Raw genomic sequence first — 17,467 nt, 5'->3', positions numbered from 1 at the left:
CTAAAGCGTTTGGCGCGGGCGATGGCAAGACAACTCCGAACAGAAGTTGACTTTAATCAATCGATTGATTAAAGTACTGTCATGATCAAATTGCCCGACGCCAAAAATTCCCGCCGCGAGACATCTCCGGCGGAGCCTACCCGCGCCGCGCTCGTGCAGGCGGCGCTGAAACTGTTCGGCCGGCAGGGTTTCGATGGCACCTCGACCCGGGAGATCGCGGCCGCGGCGCAGGCCAATATCGGCTCCATCGCCTATCATTTCGGCGGCAAGGAAGGCCTCCGCGCCGCCGTCGCCGACTATATCGTCGAGACTATCCAGGCGGTCGCCTCCCAGGCACTGGCAGCCGGTCAGGCGCCAGCCAGTGGCCGTGCCGCGCCGGCGGGCGATGCGGAGGCGGCGCGCGCGCAGCTTTTCGCGGCGATAGAGGGGATCGTCGGCTTCGTCGTGGCGCAGCCGCGCGCCGGCGAGATCGTGCAATTCTTGCTGCGCGAACTGCAGCATCCCACCGCTGCGCTCGATCGCATCTATGAAGGCGTGTTCGAGCCGGCGCATCGCCGGCTATGTCATCTCTGGGAGCAGGCGACCGGCGAGCCGGCCGAAAGCGAGCGGACCCGGCTCACCGTGTTCACGCTGATCGGCCAGGTCGTCTATTTTCGCATCGGCCGCGAGGCGGTGAAGCGCCGCATGGGCTGGCACGACATCGGCGCCGCCGAGGCCGCCAAGGTCGCGGCCGTCACGACGGACAATCTCAGCGCCATGCTGGCCGCCCGAATGGGATCAAAACCCCAAATGGGATCAAAACCCCCAATTGGATCAAAACAATGAGTTTCCTCTGCTCCTTGCCGCTTGCCGCTCAACTCTTCGGCGCCTGTGCGCCCGCCGCTCCGCTCGCCGTCGGCTATGTCGAGGGCGACTATGTGCTGCTGGCGCCGATCGAGGTGGCGCAGGTCGAGACCGTCGCCGTCAAGCGCGGCGATCGCGTCACGCCGGGGGCGACGGTGGTGACGCTGGAAAGCGCCGACGCCAGGATCGCGGTGGCGCAGGCCGAGGCAAGCCTCGCGCAGGCGCAGGCGCAGCTCGCCGATCTGCAGGTCGGCAAGCGGCCGGAAGAGATCGCCGCACTCAAGGCGCAGGTCGACATGGCCAAGGCGCAGGCCGACGACGCCAAGCGCAAATACGACCGCGCCGCCGATCTGTTCAAGCGCGGCACCGGCACCCAGGCCGACTACGACACCGCCTCGGCGACGCTGGAGACCGCCAACGCCCAGGTCGGCCAGGCGCAGGCCAATCTCGCCGTCGGCGGCCTGCCGGCGCGGCCCGAGACGATCAAGGCCGCCGACAATCAGGTCAAGCAGGCGCAGGCAACCCTGCGGCAGGCCGAGTGGCGGCTGTCCAAGCGCACGCTCGCCGCCCCTTCGCCCGGCCGCGTCAACGACGTCATCCGCAATCCCGGCGACACCGCCGGCCCGACCGCGCCGGTCATCTCGATGCTGCCTGACGGCGCGGTGAAGCTCAGCGTCTACATACCGGAGGCCGCCTTCGCCTCGGTCAGGATCGGCAGCCTGCTCAGCGTCCATTGCGACGGCTGCGGCCCCGATGTGAAGGCGCGCGTCAGCTATGTCTCGCCCGATCCCGAATTCACCCCGCCGGTGATCTATTCGCTCGAGAACCGGCAGAAGCTGGTCTATCTGGTCGAGGCGCGGCCGGAGGGCGACGCCGGCCCGCTGCAGCCCGGCCAGATCGTCGATGTCGACCTTGCGGAAACGGCCAAATGAACGCCATCGACGTTCACGGCCTGGTCAAGCGGTTCGGCGACAAGACCGTGGTCGACCATGTGACGATGTCGGTCGCCGAGGGCGAGATCGTCGGCTTCCTCGGCCCCAACGGTTCGGGCAAGACCACCACCATCCGGATCATGTGCGGCCTGCTGACGCCCGACGAAGGCGAAGGCACGGTGCTGGGTTTCAACATCCGCACCGACTCGCTCAGCATCAAGCGCGAAGTCGGCTACATGACACAGAAATTCTCGTTCTACGAGGATCTGACGATCGGCGAGAATCTCGAATTCGTGGCGCGGCTCTACCAGCTGAAACCGGTCGAGGACTATGTCGCCAGGACGCTTGATGAACTCGGCCTCGCCTCGCGCCGCGACCAGCTGGCCGGCACGCTGTCCGGCGGCTGGAAGCAGCGGCTGGCGCTCGCCGCCTGCATCATGCACAAGCCGAAATTGCTGCTGCTCGACGAGCCGACGGCCGGCGTCGACCCGAAGGCGCGGCGCGAATTCTGGGACGAGATCCATCGCCTCGCCAGCGGCGGGCTGACCGTGCTGGTCTCGACCCACTACATGGACGAGGCCGAGCGCTGCCACCGCATCAGCTACATCTCCTATGGCAAGATGCTGGCCACCGGCACCGTTGAGGAGGTGGTGAAAAACGCCGGCCTGACGACGTTCGTGGTGCAGGGTCCACAGCTCGCCAAGGTGGCCGAAGAGCTGCAGGGCCGCCGCGGTGTCGACCAGGTGGCGCCGTTCGGCGCCACGCTGCATGTCGTCGGTTCCGACAGGAAGAAGCTCGAGGCAGCCCTCGCCGATGTCGAGAAGGAGCACAAGGGCGTGACCGTGGTGCCAGGCGAAACCAGCCTGGAGGACGTCTTCATCCAGTTCATGTCGGGGTCGAAGGACAATATGGCATGAGACAATATGGCATGAACAGCGTCTTCTCCTTCGCCCGGCTCGGCGCGCTGCTGATCAAGGAGTTCATCCAGATGCGGCGCGACCGCATCACCTTCGCCATGATGCTCGGCGTGCCGCTGCTGCAGCTCATTCTGTTCGGCTTCGCCATCAACAACGATCCCAAGGGCTTGCCGACGGCGCTGGTGGCGATGAGCAACGACCAGTATACGCGCGCCATGGTCTCGGCGCTGCAGGTGACGGGCTACTACCATTTCGACCATGTCACCGAGAGCGCCGAAGAGGCGGAGTTCCTGATGGCGCGCGGCGACGTTTCCTTCGTCGTCACCATCCCGGCCGACTTCGCCAGCCGGGTCGAGCGCGGCGACAATCCGCAGATCCTGATCGAGGCCGACGCGACCGATCCCTCGGCCGCGAGCGGCGCCATTTCCACGCTGAGCACGGTGGCGAGCCAGGCACTGCTGCGCGCGCAAGGCATGCAGGCGGCCGCCGCCGAGAATGCCAGGCAGCAGCTGCAGGTGGTGGTGCACCATCGCTACAATCCCGAAGGCATTTCGCAATACAATATCGTGCCCGGCCTGCTCGGCGTCATCCTGCAGATGACCATGGTGATGATGACGGCCATGGCGCTGACGCGCGAAACCGAGCGCGGCACGATGGAAAACCTGCTCGCCATGCCGTCCAGTCCGGCCGAGATCATGCTGGGCAAGGTGCTGCCCTTCCTTGTCGTCGGCGCGGTGCAGGTCGCGGTGGTGCTGGTGGCGGCGAAGCTTCTGTTCGATATCCCGTTCGTCGGCAGCCTGACGCTGCTGTTGTCGTCGGTACTTGTCTTCGTGCTGTCGCTGGTGCTGCTCGGCTACACCATCTCGACCATGGCCCGCTCGCAGATGCAGGCCATGCAGCTCACCTTCTTTTTCTTCCTGCCGTCGCTGCTGTTGTCCGGCTTCATGTTCCCCTATCGCGGCATGCCGGGCTGGGCCCAGGCGCTGGGCGAAATCTTCCCGCTGACGCATTTCCTGCGCATCACCCGCGCGGTGATGCTGAAGGGCGCCGACTTCCATGCCATCGCCACCGAGATCGGCTGGCTGGCCGTGTTCGTGCTGGTGTTCGCGGGCACCGCGCTCTTGCGGTTCAGGCGCACGCTGGACTGACGGGCGCTCGCAGGAAGGTCGCTGAAAGGCTACCCTACGTGCAAGCCTCTTGATTGGATTGCAGCCCGTCGGACCGCGCCGATGGTGGGCACGGCTGAGAGGATAGGGCGATCAGGCGGCTGCCATGATCCCGGCATAGGTGCCGAAATCGACATTGCCGCCGGAAAGCACCACGGCGACACTTTTGCCGGACAGTTCGATCTCGCCCGACGACAGTGCCGCGAGCGCCACGCAGCCGCCCGGCTCGACCACCAGCTTGAGATAGGCCATGGCATCGCGCATCGCCTGTGCGGTCGCCCTGTCGGAGACGGCGATGGCGCCGGCGAGGTTTTTGCGGTTGATTTCGAAGGTGATGGCGCCCGGCTCGGCGGTCAGGATCGCGTCGCAGATCGAGCTATGGCCCGGTTCGTTCGAAACCCGGGCGCCGGCGGCGAGCGAGCGGCGCGTGTCGTCGAAATGCTCGGGCTCGACCGCCCAGACCGCGGTGCCCGGCGAGGCATCCTTGACCGCCACCGAAATGCCGCTCGACAGGCCGCCGCCCCCGCAGGGGATGACGACGGCGTCGAGGCTGACGCCAAGCGCCTTGGCCTGCCGCATGAGTTCGAGGCCGATCGTGCCTTGCCCGGCAATGATGGCCGGATCGTCGAAGGGCGGCACCAGCACCATGCCCTTGTCGATATAGGGGCGAACCACGCTCATGCGGTCATCGCGAAAGCGGTCGAAGGGCACCACTTCCGCCCCCAGCTTGCGGACATTGCCGATCTTCATCGCCGGCGCGTCCTCCGGCATGGCGATGACCGCCTTGACGCCGAACATGGCGGCCGAAGCGGCGACCCCTTGCGCATGATTGCCGGAGGAGAAGGCGACGACGCCACGGCTGCGCTCTTCCTCGCTCAGCGACGACAGCTTGTTGTAGGCGCCGCGGAACTTGAACGAGCCGGTGCGCTGCAACGTCTCCGGCTTGAACAGGATGCGGCCGCCGAAGCGCCTGTTCAGCTCGGCCGATTCGATCAAGGGGGTTTCGACGATCAGGCCGGAAAGCCGCGCCGCGGCGGCGTGGATGTCGGCAATGCCGGGAGGGGTGGTCATGCGAAGTCCAGCAAAAGAGGCAGTCTCTTCTCATGATGCCCGCAAACGGCCGTGGCGCACCATCGAAAAAATGTGACCGTTACAAAGTTGGTGGACTGTCTCCGCCGTCGCCGCGATGCCCCGCCGAAATCTCGCCGGTTTCACCCAAGCAACGTCCGCTGCCTCTTGGTCCCGCCCAGCTTGCGCCAATTGTTGAAGCGGTGGGTGGCGGCGGCAAAGGAGATCTTCATCTGCTGGGCGACCGAATAGCGCGACTTGCCTTCGTCGAACATGCGGTAGCAGCACTCCACCCCTTCCTCGGTCAGCTTGCCGTCGGGGGCCTTGTTGTGTGGGTTGGCGGGGTCGAATTTCTCGATCTGCTGCTCGACCAGGCCCTTCAGGCGCTGCAGATCGGCCTCGATGCTGGCGATGAGATCGAGAACGGGTTTCGGGTCGAAATGCTGGGGGTGCGGCTTCGTCATGCGGGGATCCTCGTTCTTGTCTTAGGTTCAGCTATATAGGGGAATCTTTGCCAATAAGGAAGAAGCGGGGCCGCTCGCACGCTTCAACAATTCTTGAACCCGTGACCCTCAGCGCGATTGACCCGGAGCAGGGCAGGCCATAGTTTAGAACAATTCTAAACTAGGGTCTTTTCCTCATGCTTTCCCGTGTTTTCGGCTTCGGCCGCCGCCCCTTCGAATCGCTCTCCGAACAGGAAATCCTGGCGCTGGCCATTTCATCCGAGGAAGATGACGGGCGCATCTACCGGGCCTACGCCGACGGGCTGGCGGAAAGTTTTCCGCAATCGGCGAAAGTGTTCGAGGAGATGGCCGAGGAAGAGGACGGCCATCGCGACTCGCTGATCGAGCTCTTCCGCAAGCGCTTCGGCGAGCGCATCCCGCTGATCCGGCGCGAACATGTGAAGGGCTATTATGAGCGCAAGCCCGACTGGCTGGTGAGGCCGCTCGGCATCGAGCATGTGCGCAGCCAGGCCGAGGCCATGGAGCGGCAGGCCTACCTGTTCTATGTCGAAGCGGCAAAGCGCACGACCGATGCCTCGACGCGAAAACTTCTCAATGACCTGGCGATAGCCGAACAGGGCCACGAGACGCTGGCGCAGCGGCTGGAGCAGAAGCACGTGCCCGGCGAGGTGAAGGATGAAGAGGCCGCCGCCGAGCAGCGCCAGTTCATCCTGACTTACGTGCAGCCGGGCCTGGCCGGCCTGATGGACGGTTCGGTGTCGACGCTGGCGCCGATCTTCGCCGCTGCCTTTGCCACGCATGACACCTGGCAGACCTTCCTGGTCGGGCTTGCCGCGTCGATCGGCGCCGGCATCTCCATGGGTTTTACGGAAGTGGCTTCCGACGACGGCAAGCTCTCAGGTCGCGGCTCGCCGATAAAACGCGGCATCACCACCGGCGTCATGACATCGGCCGGCGGCCTCGGCCACGCCTTGCCCTATCTCATTCCGCATTTCTGGACGGCGACGGCCGTCGCCGCCGTGGTGGTGTTCTTCGAACTTTGGGCCATCGCCTTCGTCCAGAACCGCTACATGCAGACCCCTTTCCTGCGCGCCGCCTTCCAGGTGGTGCTGGGCGGCGCGCTGGTGTTCGCGGCCGGCGTGCTGATCGGCAACGCGTGAGGGCGGTTCTCCCTTCCCCCACAAGGGCCACAAGGGGGGAAGGAAGAAGGCCTACCCATTCACCGCCCGGCTGTCCGCCGGCGCCTCCTCCCTTTCGGTCAGCCCATAATCCCTCACTACATGCGCGATCCGCAGTCGATAGCCGGCAAAGATTCCGCCGCGGCCGGCCTGCTGCGCCTGCCTGTGTTCTTCGGTGTTGCGCCAGGCCTTCACCGCGTCCTCGTCACGCCAGAACGACAGCGACAGGATGCGGTTCGGATCGGCGAGGCTCTGAAAACGTTCGATCGAGATGAAGCCATCACTGCCGTCGAGCAAGGGACGCAGATTGGCGGCGATGGCGAGATACGCATCGCGCTTGCCCTCGGCAGGCTGCACCTCGAAAATGACGGCGATCACGGCAGCACCAGCTTGGCGTGCGGCCCGGAGACGTGTTTCAGGAACATGCGGTCCTCCTTGAGGATGAATCGTTCTCGCTTGGCGAACTCGTAGTTTGCCTTGCCGGCGGGATCGGCGGCAAGCCGGGCGCGATAGGCTTCATAGGCCGCCAGGCTTTCAATGTTGTAGGCGGCGTAGGCCGTCGTCGCCGAGCCTTCATGCGGAGCATAGTAGCCGATCAGATCGGCGCCGCAGCGCGGAATGGCCTGGCCCCAGTTGCGGGCATATTCCTCGAAGGCGGCCTTGCCGAACGGGTCGATCTCATAGCGGATGAAGCAGGTGATGGTCATGGTCGTCTCCTTGGGTTCCTGCATCGACGCTTCGAGCGCGGTCGAAACGTCATACGCATCGATGTGTTAGGCATTTCCTGTCAGGAGCCATTGTCCCTTGCGTCGCCGGCGCCTTGATCTGACCGGAGAATAATGGCTATCTGACAAGAATGCTTCGATAAGGAACGAACTATGCGTGAAGGACCCGACATCGCCCGCATCGCCAGCCTGGTCGGCGACCCGGCCCGCGCCAACATGCTGAACGCGCTGATGGGCGGCACGGCGCTGACGGCGAGCGAACTGGCGCTCGAGGCCGGCGTGTCGCTGCCGACCGCCTCGTCGCATCTGTCGAAACTGATGGAGGGCGGGCTGCTGACCTTGGCCAGCCAGGGTAGGCACCGCTATTACGGCCTCGCCGGCCCGCAGGTGGCCGGCATGATCGAGGCCATCACCGGTGTCGCCGAGGCTGTTGGCCCGAAGCGCGTGCGGCCGGGTCCGCGCGACGGCGCCATGCGCGTCGCCCGCGTCTGCTACGACCATCTCGCCGGCGAGCAGGCGGTGGCGATGCTCGACCGCCTTGTCGAGAAGGACATATTGCTGCGCGATGACAGGGAGATCAGGCTCGGACCGTCGGCGCCATCGCATTTTGCGGCCATTGGCATCGATGTCGACGCCAAGCCGCGCCGCCCGGTCTGCCGCGCCTGCCTGGACTGGAGCGTGCGCCGCTCGCACCTCGCCGGCACGCTGGGCGCCGCCATCCTCGACAAGATCCTCCTTGAAAAATGGGCGCGCCGCGAAAAGGACAGCCGCGCGGTGATTTTCTCGCCGCCCGGCAAGCAGGCCTTCGAGAAGGTGTTTTTGGCTTAGTTTGCCGGCTCCTCAACCTTCGTCATCCTAGGCGGAGCAGCCGCAAAGCGGCGTCGCGGAGACCCTAGGATCCATGCCGCGATCTCAGAGCGCCGCAACGGTGCAGAACCTTGCTGCCAGCACGGCGAGGAAGATCGCTGGATCCTGTGCCGCCGTGTTTTTCCTTGGCGTCCCGGCATGGATCCTAGGGTCTGCGCCGCGTCGCTTCGCTCCTTGCTTCGCCCTAGGATGACGAAGTCGGGTAGGCTCACCCCCGCTTCAACGCCTTGGCCTGCTTGAAGAAATCCATCCACGGATCGGCTTCCGCCAGCTGCTTCAGCGTCGTCTTGTCGCCGATTGGGAACGCGTTCGGCGCCAGGCCGTCCTCGATCTCGGCCCAGGTCACCGGCATCGACACGGTGGCTCCTTTCTTGGCGCGCGAGGAATAGGGCGCGACCGTCGTCGAGCCCCTGCCATTGCGCAGATAGTCGACGAAGATTTTCCCGGTCCGCGCCTTCTTCGACAGTGTGGCCGTGTAGCGGTCGGGGGCACCCTGTTCGAGCGCCTTGGCGAAATCATGCGCGAAGGTCTTCACCGCCTCCCAGTCGGCCGATGGCTTCAGCGGCACCAGCACATGGTAGCCCTTGCCGCCCGATGTCTTGACGAAGTTCGGCAGCGACAGCTCGTCGAGCTTGCCCCTTATATCGAGCGCCGCCTCGCGCACCGCCTTCACATCGACGCCTTCATCGGGGTCGAGATCGAAGATGATCTGGTCCGGCTGTTCAAGCTTGTCGATCGTGCAGCCCCAGATGTGGATCTCGACCACACCGTACTGGACGAGCGCCGCGACACCGTCGAAATCCCGCACGAACAGGATTTCCTCGCCATCCGTCGGGTCCTTCATTCGGGCTATTTTGTCGCTCATGCCGGCCGAGGCATGTTTCTGGAAGAAGCGCGGGCCGCCGACGCCGTCCGGCGCCCGCACCAGGCTGAGCGGCCGGTTGACGACGAATTGCTGCATGCGTGGCCAAACCCCGGCGTAATGGTCGAGCAGCCCCTGCTTGGAGATCTTTTCGTCGGGCCATAGCAGCTTGTCGGGATGGGAGAGTCCTACGCTCGTCGTCATCGTCCCGGTGGCGGTGCCGCTCGAGGCCGGCTTGGCCTTGCCTGTCGCTGCCTTGGGCTTTTCCTGCACAACGTCCTCCGCCGGCTTGTCCTCGCGCAGCCCCTGGAACGAGGCATGGCGTATTATACGGTCCGATGTCCAGCTGCGAAACTCCACTTCGCCGACAAGCTCCGGCTTGACCCAGACCAGGCCTTTGCCTTTCGGTACGGCCTTGTCGAAAGGCGAAGCCGTCGCCTTCAGCGCGTCCAGCTTCTGCTTCAGCGCGGTGGCGCCCTTGGCGGAGAAACCGGTCCCGACACGGCCGGCATACTGCAGTTTGCCGCCCTCGTAATAGCCGACCAGCAGCGAGCGCAGCCCGCGCCCGGTTTTGTCCGACGGCAGATAACCGCCGATGACGAATTCCTGCCGGGCCGTGCATTTCGACTTCACCCAGGTCGGGCCGCGCCCGCTGCGATAGGGCGCATCGGCGCGTTTGGAGACGACGCCTTCCAGCCCCATGCGGCACGCATGTTCCAGCATGATCTTGCCGGGCTCGGAAAAGTGGTCGGAAAAACGCACCGCCGCATTTTCCGGCTGCTCGCCGAGCAGCTCCTGCAAGGCCTGCTTGCGCTCGACCAGCGGCTCGCGACGCAAATCCTTGCCGTCGAGCCGCATCAGGTCGAACACGTAGTAGATGAAGCGGTGTGTCCGCTTCATCGACAGGTCCTGCTGCAGCAGCGCGAAGGACGAGACGCCGCTGTCGGCCAAAACGACGATCTCGCCGTCGACGATAGCGTCGCTGCATTTCAGCGCGGCCAGCTCCACGATGATCTCGCTCCCAAACTTGTCGGTCCAGTCGAGGCCGGTGCGGGTCAAGAGCCGCACTTCCGTGCCGGCGATCTGCGCCTGCATGCGATAGCCGTCGAATTTGACCTCATGCAGCCAGTCCCTGCCCGGCGGTGCATCCCGCTCCAGTGTCGCCAGCTGCGGTTCGATGAAGTCGAGTTTGCGCGCCGCTGCCTTCGCCTTGCCGGCGGCCGGCTTGTTCGAATGCCAGACCTCGGGCTTCTTGCCCTTGGCGGTCTTGCCCTCGCCGACCTCTTCGATCGTCAGCCCCGACTTCACCGATTCCGGCTTCTCCTTCAAAATGTCCCCGCCCGGGCGCGCCGCGGCATCGTCCGACTTGATCAGCAACCAGTTGTCGCGCTTTTCACCCGCGCGGGGTTTCAGCCGCACCAGATGCCACAGCCCATGCAGCTTATGGCCGTTGAGCTCGAAACTGATATGCCCCTTCTTCATCGCCTTGGCCGGGTCGGTCTCCGGCACCCACCTTCCCTCGTCCCAGACGATCACCGAGCCGCCGCCATACTCGCCCTTCGGGATCGTGCCCTCGAACGGCGCATAGTCGATCGGATGGTCCTCGACATGAACGGCGAGCCGCTTCTCATGCGGATCGAGGCTAGGCCCCCGCGTCACCGCCCAGCTCCACAGCACGCCGCCATGCTCGAGGCGAAGGTCGTAATGCAGCCTTGTCGCCGCGTGCTTGTGGATGACGAAGATGCCGCCCGCTTCGCTCTTTTTCGTGCGTGCGACCTTGCCCGCCGGCTCCGACGTTTTCTTGAAATCGCGCTTGGCGTGATATTGTTCGAGGCCGGCCATTGCTTGGTCTCCTCAGGCCGATTTGCGCTTCGGCGCCGCTTTCGGCTTGGCGCGTTTGGCTGCCGGCTTGGCTTTCGCCGATGATGGTTTAGGCGAGCCGGAATCCGACGACAGGCTCTTCTTCAGCGCGTCGAACAGATTGACGACATTGGAGGGCTTCGGCGCCGCCTTGGCCTTCGGCGCCTTGTGCCCCGCCTTCTTGGCGCGGATCAGCTCGAGCAGCGCGTCCTCATATTTGTCGTCGAATTTCGACGGATCGAACTTGGCTTTCTTCTTGTCGATGATCAGTTCGGCGAGATCGGTCATCTCCTGGTCGGTCTTCACCGCCTTGATCTCGCCGAACACGCGGTCCGGCTGGCGCACCGTATTGTCGTAGCGAAGTGTCGTTAGCACCATGCCCTTGCCGAGCGGTTCGATGACCACGGGCCGTTCGCGTTGATAAAGCACGATCCGCGCCAGCCCGGCCATCTTCTTGCCCGCCATGGCATCGCGGATGACGGCGAATGCCTCTTCCGACACCTTGTCGGCCGGCGCGACATAATAGGGCGTGTCGAGATAGATCTGCTGGATCGAGGCCTTGTCGACGAAACCGTCGAGGCTCATCGTGTGCGAGGATTCGATCTGCACCGCCTCGATCTCGTCTTCCTCGATATGGACGAAATCGCCGTCGTCCAATTCATAACCCTTGATCTCGTCGCCATCGTCCAAGGGCTTGCCGGTTTCGGCGTCGACATAGATGCGCTTCACCGTGTTGCCGGTCTTGCGGTTGAGGATGCGAAACGACACCCTTTCGGTGTGGGTGACGACATTGGTCAGTTCGACCGCGCAGGTCACCAGCGACAGCTTCAGATAGCCTTTCCAGGCTGGACGCGGCGCCATGACAAACTCCTTGCAACGGGTTCAATCCAGAACGGGGCAAAGCCCATTCCGGTTCCGACCGCGCGACAAGGCAAGTCGGCGCCGTTGCCGCGCCGACCTTGCCTGCCATCTCACCTATTCGGCAGCCTGGAGATTGATCTTGCTTTCCGCCATCTCGGTGAGCTTGCGATCGGTCGCTTGCTCTTCCTTGAGATTCTTCGCGAGTACGTTGGCGCAATCGCTGCGGCCGAGTTGCTTGGCCCAGGCAATCAGCGTGCCGTAACGGGTCATTTCGTAATGCTCGACCGCTTGCGCAGAGGCGATCAGGGCGGCGTCCAGGACCTGCTTGTCGGCGATGTCGCCGCTCACCTCGTCAGCTTCCTCGAGGATGCCGTCAATGGCCGGGCAGTTGATCGCCTTGGCCTTGACGCCATGCAGCTCGAACACCTCTTCGACGCGTTCGATATGGCCCTTGGTCTGTTCAAGATGTTTTTCGAAGCCTGCCTTGAGCTGCGCGTTGGTGGCCTTGTCGATCATCTTCGTCAACGCCTTCTCGATCTGCTTTTCCGCGTAATAGATGTCGCGCAACGTGTGCACGAACAGGTCGTCCAGCGTTTTGATGTCCTTCGAAAAGAAGCCCATGGTTCTAGCCTTTCCATTTGCTCTTGCGGTGTTGGTGTACATGCCTGCGGCTTGCAGGCAATCTCGGACCGGCCATGCCAGTCCCGACGGTCAACGTCCGCCCTATTTGCCGGTTCCTTCCTTTCCTGCCTGAGCAAGGAAATTCCATCGGCCAGCCGGAAGTTGAAACAGAACCGCGCCCAGGCGACATTCAAACGAAACATATGTGATGCAAAAGTCACACTGGCCGGAATGGCGACAAAAGGCGCGGAAACACCCCGAATCAGCCGCATTCCGGCCACGAAGCAACGGGTTTTCGACCAGATATTAACATCGTGTTCACCGACTATTCACGCCTCGATGCTATCCTTCACGCAATTCGGAAGGGACATCCGAAAATCGGGACAGGGACAGGGTAAATGAACTTCCTAACGCACCTCATCGGCTATGCCGCCGCCATCCGCGAATTCGTCGCGCCGACCTATCGGCCCGAGCGCTATTACATGCGCGGCCCTGGTCCGGCTTGCGCCCGTCGCGGCACGTCGCTGGGCGCGCACTGACCATGACGTTCGAGAGCCGCCACAACAGCCGCATCTGCAGGCCGGACACCACGACCCGCGCCACCACTTATCGTTCCGAGCGCCCGGCTCCGAGCGACAGGCGCCGTGCGACATCGCCACGTCTTTGATCCCGCTCCCGGCTGGCCTGGTGTCCCAGGACACGAGCAGCCGAGGCCCGCGTGACCGATCTTTCCCAGTCAAGTCCGCCCCAATCACGTCTGGCCAAGCCCAGTCCTCCGGCTGAACCATCTTTCGATGCCAGCCATCCGCTGATCGTCTTCGATGGCGTCTGCGTGCTGTGCTCCGGCTTCGTGCGCATGGTGGTGAGAGGCAGCCACGCCATGGCTGAGATCAATCCGGCAAGGCCGCTATCGCGACAATTTCAATGACGATGTCGGCTTGAGCCAGCGCGGCGACGCCAATCACCTCCGAGGGCGGCGGGTTGTTGTAACTGCAGTGCTTCGGGCAATGCTCGGCAAAGAACGCGTCCAGAACGTCCAGGCGAAAATTGGCAGAGCTGAGAACGCCGCCGTCGGGAAATGGTCCTCTGACAAAGAAAGTCAGTTTGACGAGGTGTTCAAGCGCGGTGCCCAGCTCCTCCAGATCGGCTTTGATGTTGCCCAGAACCTCGAGCCACTGCGCCGCCGCATCGCCAGCGAAACGACCGCCCTGCTTGCCGGCCGGATCGTAGTCGGCGGCAGTCGCCGTGTTTCCACAAAGGTAGACAAATCCCTTCGCGCCGGTGACAACTGTCCCCTTGCCCCACGGCATCAACCGGCCGCTTTTGAATTTCTTGTGGGTCACGAGTTCCATTGCTCATCTCCCATCCCTGGCGTGACGTGCCTGGATCACAAAGGATAGTGCGGCGGGGCGCCATTGCCAGCCGCCGCGGGCCGTTTGGCGAAACCTGGTCCTTGCGAAAGCGCGTGACGAAGTCGAAAGTTTTTTGCTGCGCCCTGTCGAAATCGGTCGACGCCGCGCGACATACGTCTGGCCCCGCAAGGACGCGGCCTTCGAAACACGGGAGAAGACCCATGCGATACATGCTGATGATCAACAATAGCGAAGCCGCAATGGCGGCCATGCCGATCGAGAAGGCCCAGCAGATGAGCGCGGCCTATAACGCCTATACCGATGCGTTGAAGCAATCCGGCGCTTGGCTGGCCGGCGAACGGCTGCGCCCGACCCAGGCGACCACCTCGGTGCGGATCGCCGACGGCAAGACCAACGTGATCGACGGCCCCTATGCCGACACCAAGGAGCAGCTTGCCGGCTTCTACATGATCGAGGCGGCCGACATCGATACCGCCATCGAATGGGCGGCGCGCTGTCCAGCGGCCAGCACCGGCACGGTCGAGTTGCGGCCGATCTGGGAAATGGCCGATTACATGCCCAAGCAATGACGACGTGCCAAGAAATGACCATGTGATGGACAGTCGCCCGGAGATCGCCCGGGCGGCCGCCGAGGCCGCCGCCCGGCAGAGCTATGGCAAGCTGGTCGCCTGGCTCGCGGCGCGCACGCGCGACGTGACCGCGGCCGAGGATGCGCTGGCCGACGCCTTTGCCGCCGCGCTCGAACGCTGGCCGAAATCGGGCGTGCCTGAAAAGCCGGAAGCCTGGCTGCTCGCCGTGGCGCGGCGGCGGCGGGTCGATGCGGTTCGCCGGCGGCTCACCCGCGAGGCGGCCCGCGATCATCTCAAGCTGATTGCCGAGGAGATGGAGGCGCGCATGACCGACGAAGAGCTGCCCGACGAACGGCTGCGGCTGATGTTTGCTTGCGCGCATCCGGCGATCGAACCGGGCGTGCGGGCGCCGCTGATCCTGCAGACCGTGCTGGGTTTCGATGCCGCGACGATCGCTTCCGCCTTCCTGGTCTCGCCGGCAACGATGGGCCAGCGCCTGGTGCGCGCCAAGACGCGCATCCGCGAAACCGGCATTCCGTTCCGTGTGCCGGAGCGGGCCGAACTCGGCGAACGGCTGGGCGCGGTGCTGGAGGCGATCTACGCCGCCTTCGCCGAAGGCTGGTCCGATCCGGCCGGCACCGAGACGCAGCGCCGCAACCTCGCCACCGAAGGGATCTGGCTTGGCCGCCTGGTGGCGACGCTGATGCCGCAAGAGCCGGAAGCGCTTGGCCTGCTGGCGCTCATGCTGTTTGCCGAGGCCCGCCGCACCGCCCGGCGCAGTGCCGAAGGCGACTTCGTGCCGCTGGCCGAGCAGGACTGCGACCTGTGGGACCGTGCCCTGATCGACGAGGCGGAGATGCTTCTGTCCCATGCCGCGGCGAGCGGTGTGGTCGGCCGCTACCAACTCGAGGCGGCCGTCCAGTCCGCCCACGCGGCGCGACGGCTCACCGGCCGCACCGACTGGCCGGCGATCCGCGCACTCTACGACGCGCTGTTTTCGATCGTAGGTTCGCCGGTGGTGGCGATCAACCGCGCGGTGGCGCTTGCCGAGACGGAAGGCGCCGTGGCGGGGCTGGCGGCGCTTTATGTGCTGGGCGACGACAAGCGGCTCAATGAATATCAGCCCTATTGGGCGGCGCGGGCCGGCCTCCTGGCCAGGCTTGGCCAGGTACCGCAGGCAACCGAGGCCTATGACCGGGCGATCGGCCTCGAACGCGACCCGGCGGTGCGCCGCTTCCTGCAAGGCAAAAGGGCGGCGCTGCGAAACTGACCTTCAGCCCGGCCACATCTCATGCGAGGTGTTGAGCGCCTTCAGCAGCGGATGGTCGCGCAGCCTGGCCCAGAGACGTTCAATATCAGGCCATGCCGCCCGCGCGCTGTCGATGTCGGGATGCCAGGCCACCAACATGACGAGATAGATGTCGGCCAGCGACATCTGGTCGCCAACCAGCCAGTCACGCCCCTTCAGAGCGCTGTCCAGAACGGCGAAGCCGCGGTCCATCTCGGCGATTGCCGCCTGCTTGACGGCCTTCGTGCCGTCGGCGTCGGTCGTGTAGCGATGGGCGTAGTAGAACCGCAGCACCGCCGGGTAGAGCACCGACGACATGAAGGCCATCCAGCGCAGGAAATCGGCGCGGGCGGGCGCATCGACCCCCGGCGCCAGGCGGGCCTGCGGATGGCGCTCGGCGAGCAGGATGCAGATCGCCGCCGATTCGGTCATCGAGCGTCCGTCCGGCAAGGTCAGCACCGGCACCTGGTTCAGTGGGCTGATGTCGAGGAAAGCCGGATCGGGCCGCTCGGACTTCGGCACGTCGACCTGTTCGAACGGCACGTTGGCCAGCGCCAGCGCTGCCTCGACGACGAAGCCGCCACTGCCGGGACGGGTATAAAGCTTGTACATGAAATTCTCCCCTGGCCCGTGCAAAGCGGACCGGGCGATATGACCCGGAAGCAGGGTTCTGCTCAAGCCGGGTCACAGGCGCCACGGGAGGATTTTTCAACGGGCCAGCGACGCACGGCGGCCCGTCGATGGGGGCTGACCTAGGCCCCCAGCCCCTCGAACAAGATCGTCGACAGGTAGCGTTCTGCGAAATCGGGGATGACCACGACCAGGGTCTTGCCCTTGTTCTCCGGCCGCGAGCCGACGACGATTGCCGCCTGCAGCGCCGCACCCGACGAGATGCCGACCGGCACGCCTTCGAGGCGGGCGACGAGGCGGGCATTGGCGACCGAATCCTCGTTGGAAACCTTGACGATCTCGTCATAGATCGTGGTGTCGAGGATCTTTGGCGCGAAGCCGGCGCCAATGCCCTGGATCTTGTGCGGGCCGGGCTGGCCGCCCGACAGCACCGGCGAGGCTTCCGGCTCGACGGCGACGACGTGCACAGATGGCTTGAGCTTCTTCAGCACCTGGCCGACGCCGGTGATGGTGCCGCCGGTGCCGATGCCGGCGACGAAGATGTCGACCTCGCCCTGCGTGTCGTTCCAGATCTCCTGCGCTGTCGTCTTGCGGTGGATTTCCGGATTGGCCGGGTTTTCGAACTGCTGCGGGATGACGGCATTGGGGATCGTCGCGGCCAGCTCGTCGGCCTTGGCGATGGCGCCCTTCATGCCTTTCGGGCCTTCGGTCAGCACCAGTTCGGCGCCGAGCAGCGCCAGCATCTTGCGGCGCTCGACCGACATCGTCTCCGGCATGGTCAGGATCAGCTTGTAACCCTTGGCGGCGGCGGCGAAGGCAAGCGCGATGCCGGTATTGCCCGAGGTCGGCTCGATCAGCGTGGTCTTGCCGGGCGCAATCTTGCCGGCCGCCTCGAGCGCCTCGATCATCGCCACGCCGATGCGGTCCTTGACCGAGGCGATCGGGTTGAAGAACTCGAGCTTGGCGACGAGATTGGCGACGACGCCCTTCTCCTTGGCGAGTTTGTCGAGCCGGACCAGGGGCGTGTCGCCGATCGTGTCGGTGATGGAACTGTAGATGCGGCCGCGGCCGCGGCCGGGGACGCGGGCGGAGGTGACTGGCTTGTTCATTGGTTTCGCTCCCAGGATTTCAGGCAAGTGGCATTGCAGCCGGCAAGATAAGGCTTTCAGCCGCGCAACATAAGCTGTTGGCCGGAAATATCCGAGTGGGGCCCGTGTCTAAAACGCCCACGTCCCGGAAAAGC

General features: G+C 64.6%; 19 protein-coding genes. 9 read left to right on the top strand and 10 right to left on the bottom strand.

What is annotated here, in order from left to right; translation table 11 throughout:
• Positions 1-81: 81 nt before the first annotated feature.
• From FJV80_RS20650 to FJV80_RS20635, 4 genes are read left to right on the top strand one after another with little or no spacing between them, the layout of a single operon-like run.
• Positions 82-825, top strand: coding sequence for a CerR family C-terminal domain-containing protein (locus FJV80_RS20650; RefSeq protein WP_095776154.1), 744 nt, complete (start codon positions 82-84; stop codon positions 823-825).
• Positions 822-1,775, top strand: a complete 954-nt coding sequence (locus FJV80_RS20645; RefSeq protein ID WP_095792383.1) for an HlyD family efflux transporter periplasmic adaptor subunit — start codon at positions 822-824, stop codon at positions 1,773-1,775. The genes FJV80_RS20650 and FJV80_RS20645 overlap by 4 nt, the downstream gene beginning before the upstream one ends.
• Entirely contained in the window at positions 1,772-2,692 is a 921-nt protein-coding gene (locus FJV80_RS20640) for an ABC transporter ATP-binding protein (RefSeq protein ID WP_095776152.1), read from the top strand. Before FJV80_RS20645 ends, FJV80_RS20640 begins: the two co-directional genes overlap by 4 nt.
• A gap of 11 nt (positions 2,693-2,703) precedes the next feature.
• Positions 2,704-3,840 carry an ABC transporter permease gene (locus tag FJV80_RS20635; RefSeq protein ID WP_032932402.1) on the top strand — a complete coding sequence of 379 codons (1,137 nt, stop codon included), beginning with the start codon at positions 2,704-2,706 and terminating at the stop codon, positions 3,838-3,840.
• 111 nt (positions 3,841-3,951) lie between these two features.
• Here FJV80_RS20635 and FJV80_RS20630 read toward each other — a convergent pair whose 3' ends face one another.
• Positions 3,952-4,929: a threonine/serine dehydratase gene (locus FJV80_RS20630; protein WP_142877271.1), complete on the bottom strand. Its 978-nt coding sequence runs from the start codon at positions 4,927-4,929 to the stop codon at positions 3,952-3,954.
• 140 nt (positions 4,930-5,069) lie between these two features.
• Positions 5,070-5,390 carry a hypothetical protein gene (locus FJV80_RS20625; RefSeq protein ID WP_019862259.1) on the bottom strand — a complete coding sequence of 107 codons (321 nt, stop codon included), beginning with the start codon at positions 5,388-5,390 and terminating at the stop codon, positions 5,070-5,072.
• A gap of 176 nt (positions 5,391-5,566) precedes the next feature.
• Here FJV80_RS20625 and mbfA point away from each other — a divergent pair, with 176 nt between their 5' ends.
• Entirely contained in the window at positions 5,567-6,550 is a 984-nt protein-coding gene (gene mbfA / locus FJV80_RS20620) for an iron exporter MbfA (RefSeq protein WP_095776150.1), read from the top strand.
• A 51-nt stretch (positions 6,551-6,601) separates the two neighbouring features.
• Here mbfA and FJV80_RS20615 read toward each other — a convergent pair whose 3' ends face one another.
• Both FJV80_RS20615 and FJV80_RS20610 read right to left on the bottom strand, forming a co-directional pair.
• Positions 6,602-6,946, bottom strand: a complete 345-nt coding sequence (locus FJV80_RS20615; RefSeq protein WP_095776149.1) for an antibiotic biosynthesis monooxygenase — start codon at positions 6,944-6,946, stop codon at positions 6,602-6,604.
• Positions 6,943-7,275: an NIPSNAP family protein gene (locus tag FJV80_RS20610; RefSeq protein ID WP_095776169.1), complete on the bottom strand. Its 333-nt coding sequence runs from the start codon at positions 7,273-7,275 to the stop codon at positions 6,943-6,945. The genes FJV80_RS20615 and FJV80_RS20610 overlap by 4 nt, the downstream gene beginning before the upstream one ends.
• A 171-nt stretch (positions 7,276-7,446) precedes the next feature.
• Between FJV80_RS20610 and FJV80_RS20605 the strand changes: the two genes are divergently transcribed.
• On the top strand, positions 7,447-8,121 hold the full coding sequence (locus FJV80_RS20605) for a winged helix-turn-helix domain-containing protein (protein WP_095792386.1): 675 nt from the start codon (positions 7,447-7,449) through the stop codon (positions 8,119-8,121).
• A 247-nt stretch (positions 8,122-8,368) separates the two neighbouring features.
• On the opposite strand, the gene ligD is transcribed toward FJV80_RS20605, so the two are convergent.
• The 3 genes from ligD to FJV80_RS20585 form a co-directional block, all read right to left on the bottom strand.
• Entirely contained in the window at positions 8,369-10,864 is a 2,496-nt protein-coding gene (gene ligD / locus FJV80_RS20595; protein WP_142877269.1) for a DNA ligase D, read from the bottom strand.
• Between the two features lie 12 nt (positions 10,865-10,876).
• Positions 10,877-11,743 (bottom strand): Ku protein, encoded by an 867-nt coding sequence (locus FJV80_RS20590; RefSeq protein ID WP_142877268.1) that lies wholly within the window; start codon positions 11,741-11,743, stop codon positions 10,877-10,879.
• Between the two features lie 114 nt (positions 11,744-11,857).
• Complete coding sequence (locus tag FJV80_RS20585) at positions 11,858-12,364, bottom strand: ferritin-like domain-containing protein (RefSeq protein WP_095773412.1); 507 nt, start codon at positions 12,362-12,364, stop codon at positions 11,858-11,860.
• Between the two features lie 398 nt (positions 12,365-12,762).
• On the opposite strand from FJV80_RS20585, the gene FJV80_RS20580 reads away from it, so the two are divergent.
• Complete coding sequence (locus FJV80_RS20580; RefSeq protein ID WP_013892047.1) at positions 12,763-12,903, top strand: hypothetical protein; 141 nt, start codon at positions 12,763-12,765, stop codon at positions 12,901-12,903.
• A gap of 351 nt (positions 12,904-13,254) precedes the next feature.
• Here FJV80_RS20580 and FJV80_RS20570 read toward each other — a convergent pair whose 3' ends face one another.
• Complete coding sequence (locus FJV80_RS20570) at positions 13,255-13,716, bottom strand: RidA family protein (protein ID WP_095773411.1); 462 nt, start codon at positions 13,714-13,716, stop codon at positions 13,255-13,257.
• Positions 13,717-13,937: 221 nt separating this feature from the next.
• Here FJV80_RS20570 and FJV80_RS20565 point away from each other — a divergent pair, with 221 nt between their 5' ends.
• Together FJV80_RS20565 and FJV80_RS20560 are read left to right on the top strand one after the other, a co-directional pair.
• Positions 13,938-14,306: a YciI family protein gene (locus FJV80_RS20565; protein WP_095788622.1), complete on the top strand. Its 369-nt coding sequence runs from the start codon at positions 13,938-13,940 to the stop codon at positions 14,304-14,306.
• A 25-nt stretch (positions 14,307-14,331) separates the two neighbouring features.
• Positions 14,332-15,576, top strand: coding sequence for an RNA polymerase sigma factor (locus FJV80_RS20560; protein WP_095773409.1), 1,245 nt, complete (start codon positions 14,332-14,334; stop codon positions 15,574-15,576).
• Positions 15,577-15,579: 3 nt separating this feature from the next.
• On the opposite strand, the gene FJV80_RS20555 is transcribed toward FJV80_RS20560, so the two are convergent.
• Positions 15,580-16,206 carry a glutathione S-transferase family protein gene (locus FJV80_RS20555; protein ID WP_142877267.1) on the bottom strand — a complete coding sequence of 209 codons (627 nt, stop codon included), beginning with the start codon at positions 16,204-16,206 and terminating at the stop codon, positions 15,580-15,582.
• A gap of 140 nt (positions 16,207-16,346) precedes the next feature.
• On the bottom strand, positions 16,347-17,333 hold the full coding sequence (cysK, locus tag FJV80_RS20550; protein ID WP_142877266.1) for a cysteine synthase A: 987 nt from the start codon (positions 17,331-17,333) through the stop codon (positions 16,347-16,349).
• Between the last annotated feature and the right edge of the window lie 134 nt (positions 17,334-17,467).

The organism is Mesorhizobium sp. WSM4310, from assembly GCF_007003935.1.
GTDB lineage: Bacteria > Pseudomonadota > Alphaproteobacteria > Rhizobiales > Rhizobiaceae > Mesorhizobium.
This window is presented reverse-complemented; position numbering and strand designations above follow the sequence as displayed.

Excerpts from the sequence above, each read along its gene's own strand:
- FJV80_RS20650 (WP_095776154.1), top strand. The coding sequence starts at position 82 with ATGATCAAATTGCCCGACGCCAAAAATTCCCGCCGCGAGACATCTCCG.
- FJV80_RS20645 (WP_095792383.1), top strand. The coding sequence starts at position 822 with ATGAGTTTCCTCTGCTCCTTGCCGCTTGCCGCTCAACTCTTCGGCGCC.
- FJV80_RS20640 (WP_095776152.1), top strand. The coding sequence starts at position 1,772 with ATGAACGCCATCGACGTTCACGGCCTGGTCAAGCGGTTCGGCGACAAG.
- FJV80_RS20635 (WP_032932402.1), top strand. The coding sequence starts at position 2,704 with ATGAACAGCGTCTTCTCCTTCGCCCGGCTCGGCGCGCTGCTGATCAAG.
- FJV80_RS20630 (WP_142877271.1), bottom strand. The coding sequence starts at position 4,929 with ATGACCACCCCTCCCGGCATTGCCGACATCCACGCCGCCGCGGCGCGG.
- FJV80_RS20625 (WP_019862259.1), bottom strand. The coding sequence starts at position 5,390 with ATGACGAAGCCGCACCCCCAGCATTTCGACCCGAAACCCGTTCTCGAT.
- mbfA (WP_095776150.1), top strand. The coding sequence starts at position 5,567 with ATGCTTTCCCGTGTTTTCGGCTTCGGCCGCCGCCCCTTCGAATCGCTC.
- FJV80_RS20610 (WP_095776169.1), bottom strand. The coding sequence starts at position 7,275 with ATGACCATCACCTGCTTCATCCGCTATGAGATCGACCCGTTCGGCAAG.
- FJV80_RS20605 (WP_095792386.1), top strand. The coding sequence starts at position 7,447 with ATGCGTGAAGGACCCGACATCGCCCGCATCGCCAGCCTGGTCGGCGAC.
- ligD (WP_142877269.1), bottom strand. The coding sequence starts at position 10,864 with ATGGCCGGCCTCGAACAATATCACGCCAAGCGCGATTTCAAGAAAACG.
- FJV80_RS20590 (WP_142877268.1), bottom strand. The coding sequence starts at position 11,743 with ATGGCGCCGCGTCCAGCCTGGAAAGGCTATCTGAAGCTGTCGCTGGTG.
- FJV80_RS20585 (WP_095773412.1), bottom strand. The coding sequence starts at position 12,364 with ATGGGCTTCTTTTCGAAGGACATCAAAACGCTGGACGACCTGTTCGTG.
- FJV80_RS20580 (WP_013892047.1), top strand. The coding sequence starts at position 12,763 with ATGAACTTCCTAACGCACCTCATCGGCTATGCCGCCGCCATCCGCGAA.
- FJV80_RS20570 (WP_095773411.1), bottom strand. The coding sequence starts at position 13,716 with ATGGAACTCGTGACCCACAAGAAATTCAAAAGCGGCCGGTTGATGCCG.
- FJV80_RS20565 (WP_095788622.1), top strand. The coding sequence starts at position 13,938 with ATGCGATACATGCTGATGATCAACAATAGCGAAGCCGCAATGGCGGCC.
- FJV80_RS20560 (WP_095773409.1), top strand. The coding sequence starts at position 14,332 with ATGGACAGTCGCCCGGAGATCGCCCGGGCGGCCGCCGAGGCCGCCGCC.
- FJV80_RS20555 (WP_142877267.1), bottom strand. The coding sequence starts at position 16,206 with ATGTACAAGCTTTATACCCGTCCCGGCAGTGGCGGCTTCGTCGTCGAG.
- cysK (WP_142877266.1), bottom strand. The coding sequence starts at position 17,333 with ATGAACAAGCCAGTCACCTCCGCCCGCGTCCCCGGCCGCGGCCGCGGC.